This window comes from Oceanospirillum sp. (genome assembly GCF_048265165.1).
Lineage (GTDB): Bacteria > Pseudomonadota > Gammaproteobacteria > Pseudomonadales > Halomonadaceae > Oceanospirillum.
In genome coordinates this window covers 502,409-517,725 of the sequence record NZ_JBLXCD010000003.1, presented here as the reverse complement: position 1 = coordinate 517,725, position 15,317 = coordinate 502,409, and the positions used below count along the sequence as shown (strand labels likewise).

At 47.7% G+C, this 15,317-nt stretch carries 17 protein-coding genes; 15 read left to right on the top strand and 2 right to left on the bottom strand.

What is annotated here, in order from left to right; genetic code table 11:
- Positions 1-48: 48 nt before the first annotated feature.
- From flhF to ACN0R8_RS09385, 10 genes are all read left to right on the top strand, one after another.
- Positions 49-1,317: a flagellar biosynthesis protein FlhF gene (gene flhF / locus ACN0R8_RS09430; protein WP_417596817.1), complete on the top strand. Its 1,269-nt coding sequence runs from the start codon at positions 49-51 to the stop codon at positions 1,315-1,317.
- Positions 1,318-1,348: 31 nt separating this feature from the next.
- Entirely contained in the window at positions 1,349-2,065 is a 717-nt protein-coding gene (locus tag ACN0R8_RS09425) for an RNA polymerase sigma factor FliA (protein WP_417596816.1), read from the top strand.
- Between the two features lie 74 nt (positions 2,066-2,139).
- On the top strand, positions 2,140-2,529 hold the full coding sequence (gene cheY, locus ACN0R8_RS09420; RefSeq protein ID WP_077243371.1) for a chemotaxis response regulator CheY: 390 nt from the start codon (positions 2,140-2,142) through the stop codon (positions 2,527-2,529).
- Positions 2,530-2,585: 56 nt separating this feature from the next.
- The gene (locus ACN0R8_RS09415) at positions 2,586-3,374 is read left to right on the top strand and encodes a protein phosphatase CheZ (RefSeq protein WP_417596815.1); all 789 of its coding nucleotides are present in this window, start codon (positions 2,586-2,588) and stop codon (positions 3,372-3,374) included.
- Positions 3,375-3,386: 12 nt separating this feature from the next.
- Complete coding sequence (locus ACN0R8_RS09410) at positions 3,387-5,537, top strand: chemotaxis protein CheA (RefSeq protein ID WP_417596814.1); 2,151 nt, start codon at positions 3,387-3,389, stop codon at positions 5,535-5,537.
- Positions 5,538-5,555: 18 nt separating this feature from the next.
- A complete protein-coding gene (locus ACN0R8_RS09405) occupies positions 5,556-6,680 on the top strand; it encodes a protein-glutamate methylesterase/protein-glutamine glutaminase (RefSeq protein ID WP_417596813.1) in 1,125 nt (374 codons plus the stop codon).
- A gap of 48 nt (positions 6,681-6,728) precedes the next feature.
- Entirely contained in the window at positions 6,729-7,529 is an 801-nt protein-coding gene (locus tag ACN0R8_RS09400) for a ParA family protein (RefSeq protein ID WP_417596812.1), read from the top strand.
- Position 7,530: 1 nt separating this feature from the next.
- Positions 7,531-8,649 (top strand): chemotaxis protein CheW, encoded by a 1,119-nt coding sequence (locus tag ACN0R8_RS09395; protein WP_417596811.1) that lies wholly within the window; start codon positions 7,531-7,533, stop codon positions 8,647-8,649.
- 75 nt (positions 8,650-8,724) lie between these two features.
- Positions 8,725-9,216, top strand: coding sequence for a chemotaxis protein CheW (locus ACN0R8_RS09390; protein ID WP_417596810.1), 492 nt, complete (start codon positions 8,725-8,727; stop codon positions 9,214-9,216).
- Between the two features lie 21 nt (positions 9,217-9,237).
- Positions 9,238-9,672, top strand: coding sequence for a DUF2802 domain-containing protein (locus tag ACN0R8_RS09385; RefSeq protein WP_417596809.1), 435 nt, complete (start codon positions 9,238-9,240; stop codon positions 9,670-9,672).
- A 70-nt stretch (positions 9,673-9,742) separates the two neighbouring features.
- Here the strand turns inward: ACN0R8_RS09385 and ACN0R8_RS09380 are convergent, their stop codons facing one another.
- A complete protein-coding gene (locus ACN0R8_RS09380) occupies positions 9,743-10,102 on the bottom strand; it encodes an EscU/YscU/HrcU family type III secretion system export apparatus switch protein (protein WP_417596808.1) in 360 nt (119 codons plus the stop codon).
- Positions 10,099-12,105 (bottom strand): flagellar hook-length control protein FliK, encoded by a 2,007-nt coding sequence (locus tag ACN0R8_RS09375; protein WP_417596807.1) that lies wholly within the window; start codon positions 12,103-12,105, stop codon positions 10,099-10,101. The genes ACN0R8_RS09380 and ACN0R8_RS09375 overlap by 4 nt, the downstream gene beginning before the upstream one ends.
- Positions 12,106-12,354: 249 nt before the next feature.
- Between ACN0R8_RS09375 and ccmA the strand changes: the two genes are divergently transcribed.
- From ccmA to ccmE, 5 genes are all read left to right on the top strand, one after another.
- Entirely contained in the window at positions 12,355-13,002 is a 648-nt protein-coding gene (gene ccmA, locus ACN0R8_RS09370) for a cytochrome c biogenesis heme-transporting ATPase CcmA (RefSeq protein WP_417596806.1), read from the top strand.
- Positions 13,003-13,067: 65 nt separating this feature from the next.
- Positions 13,068-13,751: a heme exporter protein CcmB gene (ccmB, locus tag ACN0R8_RS09365; protein WP_417596860.1), complete on the top strand. Its 684-nt coding sequence runs from the start codon at positions 13,068-13,070 to the stop codon at positions 13,749-13,751.
- Between the two features lie 28 nt (positions 13,752-13,779).
- Entirely contained in the window at positions 13,780-14,532 is a 753-nt protein-coding gene (locus tag ACN0R8_RS09360; RefSeq protein WP_417596805.1) for a heme ABC transporter permease, read from the top strand.
- A gap of 67 nt (positions 14,533-14,599) precedes the next feature.
- Positions 14,600-14,779: a heme exporter protein CcmD gene (gene ccmD / locus ACN0R8_RS09355; RefSeq protein WP_417596804.1), complete on the top strand. Its 180-nt coding sequence runs from the start codon at positions 14,600-14,602 to the stop codon at positions 14,777-14,779.
- Entirely contained in the window at positions 14,776-15,237 is a 462-nt protein-coding gene (ccmE, locus tag ACN0R8_RS09350) for a cytochrome c maturation protein CcmE (RefSeq protein ID WP_417596803.1), read from the top strand. The genes ccmD and ccmE overlap by 4 nt, the downstream gene beginning before the upstream one ends.
- Positions 15,238-15,317: the final 80 nt, after the last annotated feature.

The following is a 15,317-nucleotide window of genomic DNA, read 5'->3' as shown; positions in this document are numbered from 1 at the left end:
TTGGGGTATGCTCCATGGCTACGAGAATAACGAAGGATACGGGGATTTATGAAGGTTAAACGTTTCTTTGCTCCTGATATGCGTCAAGCCATGAAGTTGGTGCGTGATGAGTTTGGTGCTGACGCCGCTATTCTGTCGAATAACAAAGTAGCTGGTGGTGTTGAAATTGTAACGGCTGTCGACTATGACGCCAGTATTCTGCGTGAACCAAGTGAGCGTATTGATCCTGAAAACAGTGATGCGCTGACGGATTCCTTGGCTGGTGCGTTAGCTAAGGCAAAAGATGTTATTGAGAATGCCAGTGGTGGGCAAAGTCCGGATCGTCTTGAGAATGCTTTCCAGGCTAAAGCAAAAGAGCGCCAGTTTGATCAGGCTGAGGCTCTGGTTGATACGCTTGAACCCAAAACCCGGCGTCAAAGCCCGGAAGATGCAGCAATGAGAGCGATGCAGTCAGAGATTCAGGGGCTGCGTGAACTTCTCCGTGAACAGATGAAAGACTCAATAGCAGAGCGCAAGCCGGTTGAGGCAATGATGTATAAACGCCTCAGACGCATGGGGCTTTCGGAGCATTTCTCTGCTCGAATTGTCGAGGCTGCAGATCTTTCCGACGACGCTGAGTTTTCTTCTGCTTGGGATGAAGCTGTTGAGCAGATTCGGGCTGGAATTCTTACGACAGGGTCTGATGTTGTCGACCAGGGTGGAATTGTTGCTTTGATGGGCCCTACTGGTGTTGGTAAGACAACAACAATTGGTAAACTTGCCGCACGATATGTTTTAAAGTATGGACCTGATAGTTTAGCGCTTGTTACTACAGACTGTTACCGGGTTGCAGCGTATGAACAGTTACGTACATTTGGTCGTATTTTAGGTGTTCCTGTAAGAGTTGTTGATGAGAAAAACACGCTTGATGCTACGCTTAAGTCCCTTAAAAGTAAGGCGCTGGTGCTGATTGATACTGCAGGCCTGAGTGTTAAAGACCCTAATATGCAGGAGCAGTTTTCACTATTGGAAACTGCATCTGTGCGTATTCGTAAATACTTGGTTTTTAGTGCAACCAGTCAGCAGCAGGTATTGCAGGCTACATATGATACCTATAGAAATCATGGGCTGAATGGCTGTGTGGTTACAAAACTGGATGAAGCAAGCAGTGGCGGGGAAGTGATTAGCCTTATTGCCGATAACCGTTTGCCTCTCGCTTACCTGTCGAGTGGACAGAAAATACCTGATGACCTTCGTGTTGGTGATTCAGGTGCCTTGCTGAGTAAGGCTCTTGAGCTGCTGGAGAGGGCTGAGACTAACGAAGCCCCAGATCGATAGAGGCAGGAGGTCACTATCTATGGCTTTGGTGATGAGTTCGGGTACGTACTACGCAGGTAAAGTGGTAGCAAGCGACTTAGTGGATAAGTATGCACCCTTGGTCAAAAAAGTTGCTCAGCATCTTCTGGGGCGACTGCCACAGACTGTAATGCTTGATGATCTTATTCAGGCTGGGATGATTGGTTTGATCGAGGCATCGCAGAAATTTGATGATTCGAAGGGTGCCAGCTTTGAAACCTATGCGTCGATACGGATTCGTGGTGCGATGCTGGATGAGGTTCGCCGGTATGACTGGGCTCCGCGTTCAGTGCACCGGAATAGTCGCCGTGTTACAGATGCAGTTAAACAAGTTGAGATAAGAACGGGCAGAGATGCCAGAGATCATGAGATCGCTGCAGAGATGGGGGTTACTGTTGAAGAGTATAATCACTATATACAGGACACTGCAGGGACTAAGCTGTTCAGCTTTGATGAAATTACCGGTAACGAAGACAATAGTTTTGAGTTACCGGATGAGAGTTCCCCGATACCTGAAGCTGCCGTAGAAGGTGGTGCGTTTCAGGAGGCCCTTGCAGAAGCGATCGCAGGGTTGCCGGAGCGGGAACAAATGGTTTTGGCGCTGTATTACACAGAGGGGCTCAACCTTAAAGAAATTGGGGTGGTCCTGAATGTAAGTGAGTCAAGAGTCAGCCAGATACACAGTCAGGCTGCATTACGGCTCAGATCAAGATTATCTGAGTGGAAGTAATCACATTATATATATTTGATAAATGAATAATTGTAGTATTCTAGTAGTGGCAAATTGGGTGAGTGGAGGTTGCCTTGGATAAGAATATGAAAATTCTCATTGTGGATGATTTTTCCACTATGAGACGGATTGTCAAAAACCTGCTTCGTGACTTAGGTTTTACTAATACGCATGAAGCAGATGATGGTCTGACCGCTATTCCTTTGTTGGAAACGGGCAACTTTGATTTTTTGGTGACGGATTGGAATATGCCAGGTATGACAGGTTTTGACCTGCTCAAGACCTGTCGTGCTGATCCTAAACTGAAAGATCTGCCTATTCTCATGGTTACAGCGGAAGCAAAACGCGAGCAGATTGTTGCTGCCGCTCAGGCTGGTGTTAATGGTTATATTGTTAAACCGTTTACAGCAGCTGTTCTCAAGGAAAAGATTGAGAAAATTTTTGAGCGCATCGAGCAGCAGTAAATTATTGTTTTTACGCGGCCAGAAAAAGACATTTATTACGAAGAAGGTTTCAGGTTATGGCTCTGAAAAGCCCAGGTGAAGAACAAGTTAGTGAGTTCGAACAGATACTGAAAGAAAGTACTTCTGAGCTTCTGGAGAAAGTGGAAAGCGGTCAGCTTAGTGACGCCGTGAACCTGATTCAGCGGATTAATGACGAACGAAACAGAAATTTGTACCTGGAAGTGGGTCGTCTGACTCGTGCTTTACATGACGCTATTACTAATTTCCACATTGATGTTGGTGCTGGAAATCCTGCTTCTGAAAAAATGTCGCAGATGGCAAATGCGACGGATCGCCTGAATTACGTCATTAGAATGACTCAGGACGCCGCGAATCAAACAATGGACAAGGTTGATGAAAGCGCCCCGGTTGCGGAGCGATTAAGCGAACAGGCTTCTTCGCTACGTAAGGACTGGGCGCGTCTTGTCCGGCGAGAGATGAAACCTGATGAATTTCGAGGTCTGTACCGTAAGATTGATGATTTTCTGAAGGAAGCGGAAGACCAGGCAGGTACTTTATCTTCTAACTTTAACGAGATTCTTTTAGCTCAGGGGTATCAAGATCTGACAGGTCAGGTACTGATTAAAGTCATCACCCTTGTGCAGGAAATAGAAGAAAATCTTGTGAATTTGGTTTGCATGGCAGGCCAGGTTGATCAGATTACCGGTATTCAGCGTGACACGAGTGATCGGATTACTGAGGAAGCACATGCTCCTGAAGGGCCGATTATTAATGCAGAACAACGGAAAGATGTTGTTTCCGGGCAGGATGAAGTTGATGACCTGCTGTCGAGTCTCGGCTTTTAAGGAGAAGTATGGATGAGCTTTGAAGTCGATCAGGATATTTTGCAGGATTTCTTAATTGAAGCTGGCGAAATCCTAGAGTTGCTATCTGAGCAGTTAGTCGATCTGGAGCAGTCTCCTGACGACCCTGATCTCCTGAATGCCATTTTTCGGGGGTTTCATACCGTCAAAGGTGGTGCGGGTTTCCTCCAGCTCACACCCTTGGTTGATTGTTGCCATGTCGCGGAAAACGTTTTTGATACTTTAAGAAAGCATCAGCGGACGGTGACACCTGAATTGATGGATACTGTGCTTAGTGCACTGGATACCGTTAATGAAATGTTCGATGAAGTCCGTGCAGGTCAGATGCCAGAGAACGCTGATCCTGAACTGATTTTACAGTTGGAGTTCTTTGCTAAGCCTGAGGCGGAAACTGAAGACGCCGTTTCTGAAGTTGAAGCGGCTGTTTCTGAGCCTGAGCCAGTTCAGCCTGTGGAACCGCCAATATCAGCGGTTCAGGATGCTGAAGGCGACATCACTGATGCTGAATTTGAATCTCTTCTTGATGCTCTGCATGATGGCGGAGCTCCGACTGCCTCTTCATCAGTAGCCGATAGCACACCTCCAGAGCCTAAAGCGCCTTTGGCTGATGCTGCATCTGGCGGTGACGATATCACAGAAGATGAGTTTGAGGCGCTTTTAGACCAGTTACACGGGTCAGGGAAGCCGCCTACTCCGGTAGTTGAAGAATCTAAGCCTGAAGCGCCTGTCGCTGCAGGTGGTGATGACCTTATTACCGATGATGAATTTGAAGCCTTGCTTGATCAGCTACATGGCAAGAGTAGCTCTCCTACTCAGCCGGATTTAAGCAATAATAGCGCTAAAGAGCCTGAGAAAAGTGCCGACCAGGTCCCTAAGCAAGTAGCGGCAACGCAAAAACCTGCAGCGCCTGCAAAACCGCCTGCACCTGCTGTAGAGAAAAAAGTCGCACCTAAGAAAGAAACTGCGCCTGTTGCAGAGACGACAGTTCGTGTCGATACGAGCCGACTTGACGATATTATGAACATGGTCGGGGAGCTCGTATTGGTACGAAACCGCCTGGTTCGTCTTGGTGGTCAAAGCTCTGACTCAGAAGTTGCCAAAGCGGTTTCCAATCTTGATGTTGTGACAGCTGACCTTCAGACCTCGGTAATGAAGACACGTATGCAACCGATCAAGAAGGTGTTTGGCCGCTTTCCGAGGGTTGTACGTGATCTGTCACGTAAATTGAAGAAAGAGATTAATCTTCGGCTGATAGGTGAAGATACAGACCTTGATAAAAACCTTGTTGAAGCACTTGCAGATCCCCTGATTCACTTGGTGCGTAATGCGGTTGATCATGGTATTGAGAACCCTGATGATCGTGAACAGAAAGGCAAGCCACGAGTTGGTGAGGTTGTCCTATCTGCAGAACAGGAAGGGGACCATATTCTGCTCACTATCAGTGATGATGGCGCCGGTATGAACCCTCAGGTTCTTCGTAACAAAGCTGTAGAAAAAGGCCAGTTGGAACAGGACGCTGCAGACCGCTTAACGGATCAGGAAGCATTTAACCTGATTTTTGCAGCAGGCCTATCCACTAAAGAAGAGATATCAGATGTATCCGGCCGCGGGGTTGGTATGGATGTTGTGAAAACCAAAATTTCACAATTGAACGGTACTATCAACGTCTGGTCTGAGGAGGGCAAGGGCTCCAAGATTATTATTAAGGTGCCTTTGACGTTGGCAATTATGCCGACCCTTATGGTTATGCTCGGGCAGCAGACCTTTGCACTGCCCCTTGTTAATGTGAACGAGATTTTTCAGCTTGATATCTCGCGTGCCAACATTGTTGATGGCCAGGAAGTTTTGGTTATTCGTGAAAAAACGTTACCTCTGTTCTATCTGAAGGAATGGTTAGTCCAGGGTTCTGATGTAAGTCGTGAACTTAAAAATGCGCATGTTGTTGTTGTGTCTGTTGGTACTCAGAAAGTAGGGTTTGTTGTTGATCAGTTAATTGGCCAGGAAGAGGTTGTTATTAAACCGCTGGGCGAGATGCTGCACGGAACTCCGGGTATGGCAGGTGCTACAATTACTGGTGATGGTCGTATTGCTTTGATTCTGGATATCCCAGGAGTGCTAAAGCATTATGCCAAAAGTGCACGATAAGGGGTTTAAGGACCTGATATGCCAATAACGGTTTTAGTGGTTGATGATTCTGGTTTTTTTCGACGTCGAGTTTGTGAACTGTTAAGTACCGATGCGCGCATTAAACCGATTGGAACCGCAAGCAATGGCCGTGAGGCTGTTGAAAAGGCAATTGAGCTTAAGCCTGATGTTATCACGATGGATTATGAGATGCCGGTACTGGATGGCATCTCAGCTGTACGTGAAATCATGCAAAAAGCTCCTGTACCTGTGCTTATGTTTTCCTCTTTGACGCATGAAGGTGCCAGGATAACATTGGGTGCACTTGAAGCCGGTGCCGTAGATTATTTGCCGAAAAACTTTGAAGACATCTCCCGTAGACCTGATGAGTTAGCTAAAGCACTTTGTGAAAAAGTAATTGAGGTGTCACGTAGTAAGCGCGGCGCTTTGGCTTCTTCTGCAAAGCATATTGCGAGACCTGAGCGACGGAGTTCGCTTGGTTCTGTTAAACCTGCGTCCAGGGCTTCTCTTACATCGGCACAGAGTGAAGCACCAAAACGAGTTTCATCTGTAAAAAACAGTAAGCCGCAACCAAGGCATTTTGATTTGGTTGCCATTGGAACTTCAACCGGTGGACCAATGGCTTTGCAAACAGTTTTAACGCAGTTGCCTGAAAATTTTCCAGCACCTCTGCTTCTGGTTCAGCATATGCCGGCTGCGTTTACAGGGGCATTTGCAGAGCGTCTGAATAGCCTGTGTAAAATTCGGGTAAAAGAAGCCCAGGATGGTGATGTGCTAAAACCTGGATTAGCGTTATTGGCACCAGGTGGTAAACAGATGGTAGTTGATAAACGCGGTAGCAGTGTTCGTATTTTAGCGGGTGATGAGCGCTTAAACTATAAACCTTGTGTTGACGTCACCTTTGGCTCTGCTGCAAATGCTGTGAAAGGGAATATCCTTGGTGTCATCATGACAGGGATGGGTGCTGATGGGCGTGATGGCTGTCGTATGCTGAAAGAGCATGGAGCAACCATATGGTCTCAGGATGAAGATAGTTCTGTGATATATGGGATGCCTATGGCTGTAGCAAAGGCTGGTTTATCTGATGAAGTGCTTAATCTGAATGATCTAGGGTATCGCTTATCGACTGATGTATCGCGATAAGACTAAGACAACTAAAGCAATAATAACTGGCATATAAGGGATACTTTCATGCATGTTTGGGCAGTTGCCAATCAGAAAGGTGGCGTCGGTAAAACGACATCAACTGTAACCCTTGGTGGTCTTTTGGCAGACCAGGGGCATCAGGTGCTGCTGCTTGATTTGGATCCGCATGGTTCTCTGACCAGTTATTTCAAGTATGATCCCGATGGTCTTCAGAGAAGTGCATATGACCTGTTTCAGCAGGGTAAAGATATTCCGTCTGATTTGCCGGAAAGCCTGTTAATGGATACCGGCCATGATCGTCTGAAGCTTATCCCTGCTTCTACTGCACTGGCTACCTTAGAGCGCCAGGTCAGCTCACAAGGAGGCATGGGACTGGTAATATCCAGAGCACTTGCATTACTCTGGAACCGTTTTGACTATGTATTGATCGACAGCCCCCCTGTGCTTGGCTTATTAATGATTAACGCCCTTGCTTCAGCTCAGCACCTTATTATTCCTGTACAAACCGAGTTTCTGGCTATTAAAGGCCTTGAGCGTATGATGCGCACTCTGAGTATGGTCACGCGTGCGCGTAAAAATGAGTTGCCTTACACGGTGGTACCGACACTATATGACCGACGGACACAGGCTTCTGTCCAGAGTCTTCGTATGCTGCGCAATACATACCCGGATAATATCTGGAACTCTATGATTCCGGTTGATACTAAGTTCCGTGATGCAAGTATGGCTGGAATGCCGCCTTCAATGCTGGATGCCCAGAGTAGAGGTGTGCATGCTTACAATGTGTTGCTAAAACACCTCTTAGAGAAGCAAACTGACCACAGACAAAAACCGGGGGCACAGTAGAATGGCTCACGACTCTCAGGATTTATCTCCGCAGGAAGCTATTGAAGGCTATCTTGAGGCATTGCTTCAGGATGTATCTGAGTATGATGAGCCTGAAGTTATAGCTGAACCTGCGGTTAAATCTCAGGCTGAGGATGTAGTTTCTGCAGCCTCTCCTAAGATTGCGACAGATTACAGAGCTGAAAGTATTACTGAAGACGTTGACGCCAGCTCTTCGCAGACAAATGCTCCTGAGGAAGCTCCGGCGCGCATTTTTGCTCCGCCTTCAGCAAGGGAGTATGCCAGGGAAGTTGCTGCAGAGATTCGTCAGCGACACAAGGTTACTGAGTCTCAAGAGCCAAAGCCTGTTGAGACGGTTTTTCAGGATACACCTCCGGTTGTTATGCCAGAACTTAAAGTGGCAGAACCCAAGGTTGAGATTGCATTAACTGAAGAAAATAGTGATCTCTCCACGGCAGCACCTCAGGTTGATGTTCAGGTAGCTGAAGTTGAAACCAAAGAGGCTGTGGTTGAGGTTGAGGTTGAGGTCAGCGAACCTGTTGCTAGTGTTGTAACAGAGGCCTCAGAAGAGGCTCAAGAGCTTGATCAGTCTGCCGTATCTTTGGAGAGCCAAGAAAATGAGGGCTGGAGTAATGGCCGACCTGATTGGGCTCAAGGACGTTTTGAGTGCCTGCTTTTTGTTGTAAAAGGATTAAAGCTTGCGGTGCCGTTAGCAGAGTTAGGTGGTATCCATAAGCTTGAGAAAGAACCTACCCCGCTTTTTGGTCAACCAGGCTGGTTTTTGGGTATTGTTCGGACTAATAATATGAATGTAGGTCTTGTTGACACGGCTCAATGGGTAATGCCTGAACATATTAATGACAAACACAAACCTGATTTTGGATTCGCTATTCGTATCCATGATAGTGAGTGGGGCCTAGCCTGTCACACAGTCGCTGAAGCGATCTCGCTGGACCCTGATGAAGTAAGGTGGCGCACATCTTTAGGCAGAAGGCCGTGGCTTGCAGGCACAGTAGTAGATCACATGTGTGCTCTTATTGATGTGGCGGCATTTGCCCGGTTACTTGATAGTGATAAAGTTCCTGTCGATCTGCAGGCCCTGATGGCTGATGAAGAATAACTGGCCGGTTTTCCGGTTATGAACAGAGTTTAGTTTTGATAAAGCAAAACTAACCGATTTAGATGGAGCATTCGCATGGCAAATGTTGTTCAAGCTAAAAACGCAGCAGGTTCTGATGATCCGATTCTGCAGTATGTAACTTTCCGGTTGGCTGATGAAACCTATGGCATCAATGTGATGCAGGTTCAGGAAGTACTGCGCTATACTGAAATCGCACCGGTTCCGGGAGCTCCTTCCTATGTATTGGGTATTATCAATTTGCGCGGTAATGTTGTGACCGTTATTGATACCCGCCAGCGCTTTGGCTTGATGACAGCCGAAACAACGGACTCTACGCGTATCGTGATCATCGAAGTTGATCAGCAGGTCGTTGGTATCATGGTTGACTCTGTATCTGAGGTTGTTTATCTGCGTCAGTCAGAAATCGAAACCACGCCAAATGTTGGTAATGAAGAGAGTGCTAAGTTTATTCAGGGCGTATGCAATAAGAACAATCAGTTACTTATTTTGGTTGAGCTGAACAAACTGATGAGTGATGAAGAGTGGGCGGAAGTCGCAGCGCTTTAACTTGTGACTTTTGGGAGTTTTATGCAGGATTCATTAGCAAACCTCATACTTTGGGCAACTGTGATCATTGCTGTTCTTGTTGCTGTTTATGGTGTTATGCAGGTGATGACACTTCGTCGCCTTCTCGACCGCAGTAAACACGAAACACAGATGTTGGTTCAGTCGCTTCGCAATGAGACTCACGCTATGGGCAGTGGCTCTATTGGTGTGGGGCAACGCCTATTGGAGGTTGAGAAAAAACTCAATCAGACGATGGAGCGACAGGTCGATCTGGAGCAGAAAGACGCAGGAAGCTTACCTTACAACTATGCTATTAGATTGGTTGAGATGGGGGCTTCTTCAGATGATTTGGTGGAAAATTGTGGCTTAGCACGTGTTGAGGCTGACCTGATAGCTTTAGTACATGCTGAGCTAAAGAAGCGGCACCAGAGTGACGTCAGTTACGACAATTTCTGAGCTGACGGAAGAGTCTTAAGCATCAGCTATTGTATGCCTTGATGAGTCAAAAGCACCCTCTTGGGTGCTTTTAGTTTTTGTACTTGTTTTTCAGCATGTCCCGCCGAGAGAGTACATCTTTGCGAATTTTTTCAGTACCATTTTGGCTTCTTTCCAGCTGGTAGATAAACGCGATGATTTCGGCGATGGCCATATAGAGCAGCTCAGGGATCTCCTCCCCCAGCTCAACCTGAGCAAGAGCTTGGACCAGTCCGCTGTCCTCATAAACAGGGATATTATTTTCACGGGCAAGATGAACTATTTGTTCGGCTAACAGGTGCTCACCTTTTGCTGTCACCCTGGGAGTACTGAACCCCTCGTATTGCAGAGCTACTGCTTTTTTGTTTGAGGGTTTTGGCTGACTCGTTTCCTGGGTCGCTGAAGGTTTCATGCTTTAAGACTCAAAACTGTAGGGTCTGGAATTTTCTCTGGCCTGCCTGCCTGACATCGAACTTCCTCAATCTCTATTCCAAGGGCTGCTAAGCGATCTTTCAACTCGTGGAGCTGTTTGCTGATACCGGGCAGGTTTTCATCCTGCTCAACCCAAAGATGGGTTTTCAGTTTTTCATTCTGATATAGCAACCTTGCATGTAAGTTTCCCAGCTCCGGCGGAGAAAAGCTGAGATTAATAACCCAGCGCCGCTGATATTCTTCGCCATTTTCATGTGACTGGTTTTCTGGCCAGATTTCCTGATCGATTTTAACCTTAACCTCGGATAGCTGTCCGTTGAACGTGACAGGAATATCTGTTTGTATCGGGCTGCTGGCGGTTGCTTCTGTACCACGCATGGCGGGGTTGCTTTGTAGTTGGTTGCTTCTAATACGGGCTAGACCTTCATTAAGTGTGCGTGACAACTGAGCCTGGCTGTTCTGCCTGCTGTCTGCCGTTGCCTCTGTACCGGCTTTTGCACTGTTTGGCGATTTTTTTTCCTGGGTTCCATCTGATCTGCCTCCGCGGGTTAATTGCCGGAAAATCTGAAAAAAAGCTCCTTTCAGATCATCGCCTACTGGCGTAATCGGGGTTCCTGCAGGCATTGTCGACTGTTGCAATGCTTGCATCATTACCGCTTCATGAAAGACACCGCTGCGCTGAATGCTCTGTTTTACCGCTTGGGCAGTAGGGGCGTTTTCTGAAGATAGTTTGAGTGTTGCTTTGTCAATTATCTGCAGGGCTTGCTGTAACGCCGGGTTGTCTCGCACAGTTGGGCTGAGCTGTGATACAAGAGATTGAACACGACTGATTGTATCGCTTACAGGCTGCTGAGCGGGTAACGCCTCCCTAAGAGCAGACATTACCGTTTGTTGTAAGGCAACTTTTTGCGCCACTTGGTTCGCAACAGCGCTATTTGTTTGTGTTACCTGATGAGTTTGCGTGCTTTGACTCTGATTGGTTTGCTGGTTTTGCGGTAACTGCACCTTTAAGATATCAACATGTGTAGAGTTGGCCTGGCGCAATGTAATCTGAGTACCTGCAGGCAAAGGTTTGAGTTGTGGTAGCTCAATACTCTGACCTGTTAGTGGGATGAGAACCCGAACCGCTGAGGCTGTGGTGGATGGCTGATTTAAGGATTGAGTAGACGCGGCTGAACTTACAGCGGTTTGAGTGCCGGAAAGCTGATTGGCGGTTGTTCCCGACTGCGTTGTAAGTGTTGTTCCTGTTGCGGCAATAGGTTGGTTATGAGACCCCTGAACCCTGCTTTGTGTGGTGGTGCTCTGAGTCGCTGCCGTATTTTGAGGCATTGTCGGATTTTGTGGGGGCGCTGATGTTACATTTTGTCCGCCCGATGGGGTGTTTTGTATCCCGGCTCCAGGCTGAGTTGCCCCAGTGCCTGGTGTAGTATTGGCAAGAGCCGCAATCATAGCGGAGGATGTTTGAGTCTGTATCTGGTTTACTAAAGCCTGAGCTTGCGCCTGATTGGTACCCTGTGGAGTCGCTTGTAGAGCAGCTTGAGCCTGAAGTATTGCTTGTGCCTGCAGCGCTGACTGGCTGGTACTATTAGTACCGGTTTGCTGGGCTGCAAGAGCCACAGACTGGGCAGCTGATGCAAGTTGAGCCGCCGTAGCCTGAGCTGTAAGGTTGGTCGCAGCTTGAGCGATGTTTGCCCCTGCACTGGTTGCTCCATTTGCCGCTGTGTTTGCCGTTGCCGCTGTTGGAGGCGCTCCTGCACCTGCTGAAGGTGGGTTGCCTTGCTTGCCTGTCCCGTCAGCAGGAAGCTGTGATGAAGGGCTACCGGAGTACTGATTCTGAACCCCTGCATTGACGGCAGCCTGCACTACGGCTAAAGCAGTCTGGCCCTGACTGAGTCCGGTATTGCCACTGACAGCCGCTCGGATTGCTCCCATAAGCGCCGCCATCTGCTGGTCAACCCGTGTCTGTAAAACTTGATCTAGCATAGCAACCTGTTTTTCAGCATGTTAATAAGGCACTGTGGCTTACCAGACCTTGATGTAGGTCTGTAGCGCAATAGAATGAATCGTAGTAAAGTGCGCTCTTTTGCGATTTTGCCTGAGTATAGGGTGCGGTCAGATACAGCAAAATCCATCCATGTTTTCATTGCCTAAGTTTAGGCTGAGTACCTTCTTTTGGGTACTCTTCGTTTCATCTGTTTCATTATCGGCAGATCCAGAGAAAAGGTTAGATTCGTGCAGGAATTGCTATCCGGGCAAAATTTGGCATGTGAACGAGATGATCGTTTACTGTTCAGTAAGCTTGATTTTAAACTGCATTGCGGTGAAGTGCTGCAGATTGCAGGGCCTAATGGTTCGGGGAAAACGTCATTGCTGCGTATTCTTGCGGGCTTATTGCCGGATTTTGATGGAGCGCTGTTTTTTCAGGGGAAGCCTGTTCAGGATGACCCAGACCATTTTCGTGAGAATTTACTCTTTATCGGTCACCAGCCCGGTATTAAATTAAACCTGACTCCGGAAGAAAATCTGCGCTGGTATCAGTCGCTTTATCATCCGGCAGATACAGACCAGATCTATCATGCTCTTGCTCAGGTCAAGCTGGCCGGTTTTGAAGATGTACCTTGTTATACACTCTCTGCCGGGCAGCACCGCCGAGTGGCTCTGGCACGGCTCTTTCTGCATGCTGCTCCCCTATGGATTCTGGATGAACCCTTTACAGCGATCGATCAGGGCGGCGTTAAAGAGATAGAGCAGTTAATTGCTGACCATGCGCAGCAGGGGGGCAGCGTGATTCTTACCACCCACCACAATCTTTCTCTTCCAATGGAACTTAACGTGATTCAACTGGGTCAGAGTCACCAATCTGAAACGGAGCAAGCTTGATGGTGAATGATGCGACTCCTCGGCCTGCTCAGAAAAAACAGCGTATTATTCGGCGTGAAGAAGGCATGCAGATCAGCAGCTGGCATGCATTTACCGGAACTCTGAAGCGAGATCTTTTATTAGTATTTCGCCGCCGTTCTGATGTGGTGAATCCTTTACTGTTTTTTTCCATAGCCGTGACTCTATTCCCGCTGGGCATTAGCCCGGAACCGGGTTTTTTGGCTCAGATTGCTGCAGGTGTGCTTTGGGTGTCTGCTCTTCTGGCAACGCTTTTGTCACTCGATAGCTTGTTTCAGCAGGATATGGCTGATGGCTCATTAGAACAGCTGGTTATCAGCCCGCACCCATTATCGGTGATGGTACTGTCAAAAGTATTGGTGCACTGGCTTGTAACAGGTTTGCCGCTGACCTTATTAGCGCCCATGTTGGCGGTGATGATGTTTTTGCCGGAAGAGGGCTATAGTACCCTTTTCCTGAGTTTACTATTGGGAACCCCTACCCTGAGTTTGGTAGGGGCTATTGGCGCAGCCCTAACAGTGGGATTGCGGCGCACAGGGGTTCTCATGACGTTGCTGATTTTGCCGCTGTATATTCCTGTTCTGATTTTTGGGACGGGGGCGGTGGTCTCTGCGGTGAATGGTATGGCGGTGGCTGGTCATTTGGCCATTATGGGCGCTATGTTGATGACAGCGCTGGTGATGGCTCCTCTGGCAGCCGGGGCTGCATTGCGGATCAGTCTGAACGGTTAATCAAAATAAGAGAGTTTGAGTTAGCATCATGTGGAAAACATTTGTCGCCTGGTTTCACCGAATGGGCTCGCCAAAATGGTTTTATGAGATTTCTGGTCGCTGGATTCCCTGGTTTGCCGCTGCAGCCCTTCTTTTGATTGCTGTGGGAACCGTTTGGGGGCTGGCATTTGCCCCGGCTGACTATCAGCAGGGCAATAGTTTCCGGATTATCTATATCCATGTTCCGGCGGCAATTTTGGCTCAGTCTATCTTCTTTCTGATGGCTATTGCCGGGGGGGTTGGGTTGATCTGGAAGATGAAAGTAGCTGATATGGTTGCTAAATCCTGCGCACCTTTTGGTGCAACTATGACTTTTATTGCGCTGTTTACCGGTGCCATCTGGGGTAAGCCGACCTGGGGGGCCTGGTGGGTATGGGATGCCCGTCTGACCTCAATGCTGATCCTGCTTTTTCTCTATTTTGGTGTAATTGCGTTGCAGTCAGCCTTTGATAGCAAACAATCTGCAGCCAGAGCCAGTGCGATTTTGTCACTGGTTGGCATTGTAAATATTCCGATTATCAAATACTCCGTGGAGTGGTGGAATACGTTACATCAGCCTGCAACGTTTAAGCTGACAGAGAAACCTGCGATGCCTGCTGAGATGTGGATGCCTTTGTTGGTCATGGTGGTTGGCTTTTATTGTCTCTTTGCTGTGATTCTGATGATGCGGACCCGCAATGAGATTCTTGAACGTGAGAAGCGTACCCACTGGGTGCAAGGGCTGCTCAGTAAAGAAAGTTGAGTAAAGTTTGTCGGATAATTTGTCGGATAAATAGTTTAGTGCGTCAAAAGACTGGTGAGTGAACGTCATGTACTTCGATTCTTTTTCTGAGTTTTTAAATATGGGTGGTCATGGACTTTATGTCTGGATGGCCTACGGATTAAGTGCCGTACTGCTGGTTATTAATGTTGTGCTGCCCATCATGCACAAACGTCAGCTGATCAAAGAGCAGATGCGCAAACTGCGCCGGGAGCAAAAAACATCATGAATCCAAAGCGTAAGAAGAAGCTTGTCCTGTTAAGTTCTATGGTAGCCGCAGTGGCCGTGGCGGTTGGTCTGGTGCTTTTCGCTCTGTCTGAAAATATTAACCTGTTCTATACGCCAACACAGATTGCTGATGGAGAAGCGCCTGTTGGTCAGCGTATTCGTGCTGGTGGTATGGTTGTTGAGGGCAGTATTAAGCGGGCTCCTGATAGCTTGGATGTTGAGTTTATGGTTACTGACTTTGAGCATGAGGTTGTTGTCAAATACAGTGGCATCCTGCCAGACCTATTTCGTGAAGGACAAGGCATTGTCACTATGGGTTCCATGAATGCTGATGGCCAGTTTGAAGCTTCTGAAGTGTTGGCAAAGCATGACGAAAATTACATGCCGCCGGAGGTGGAGGCAGCGCTTAAAGCCAGCGGTAAAACCGTCTCTGGCGAGTCTGCTGCTTCGGCTCAATAACATAATAAAGAGCAAGACCTGACGAGGTTGGGTCTTGTTCTGCCTGTGATCTGATCAGAACTTATTATTGGTTCGGTCAG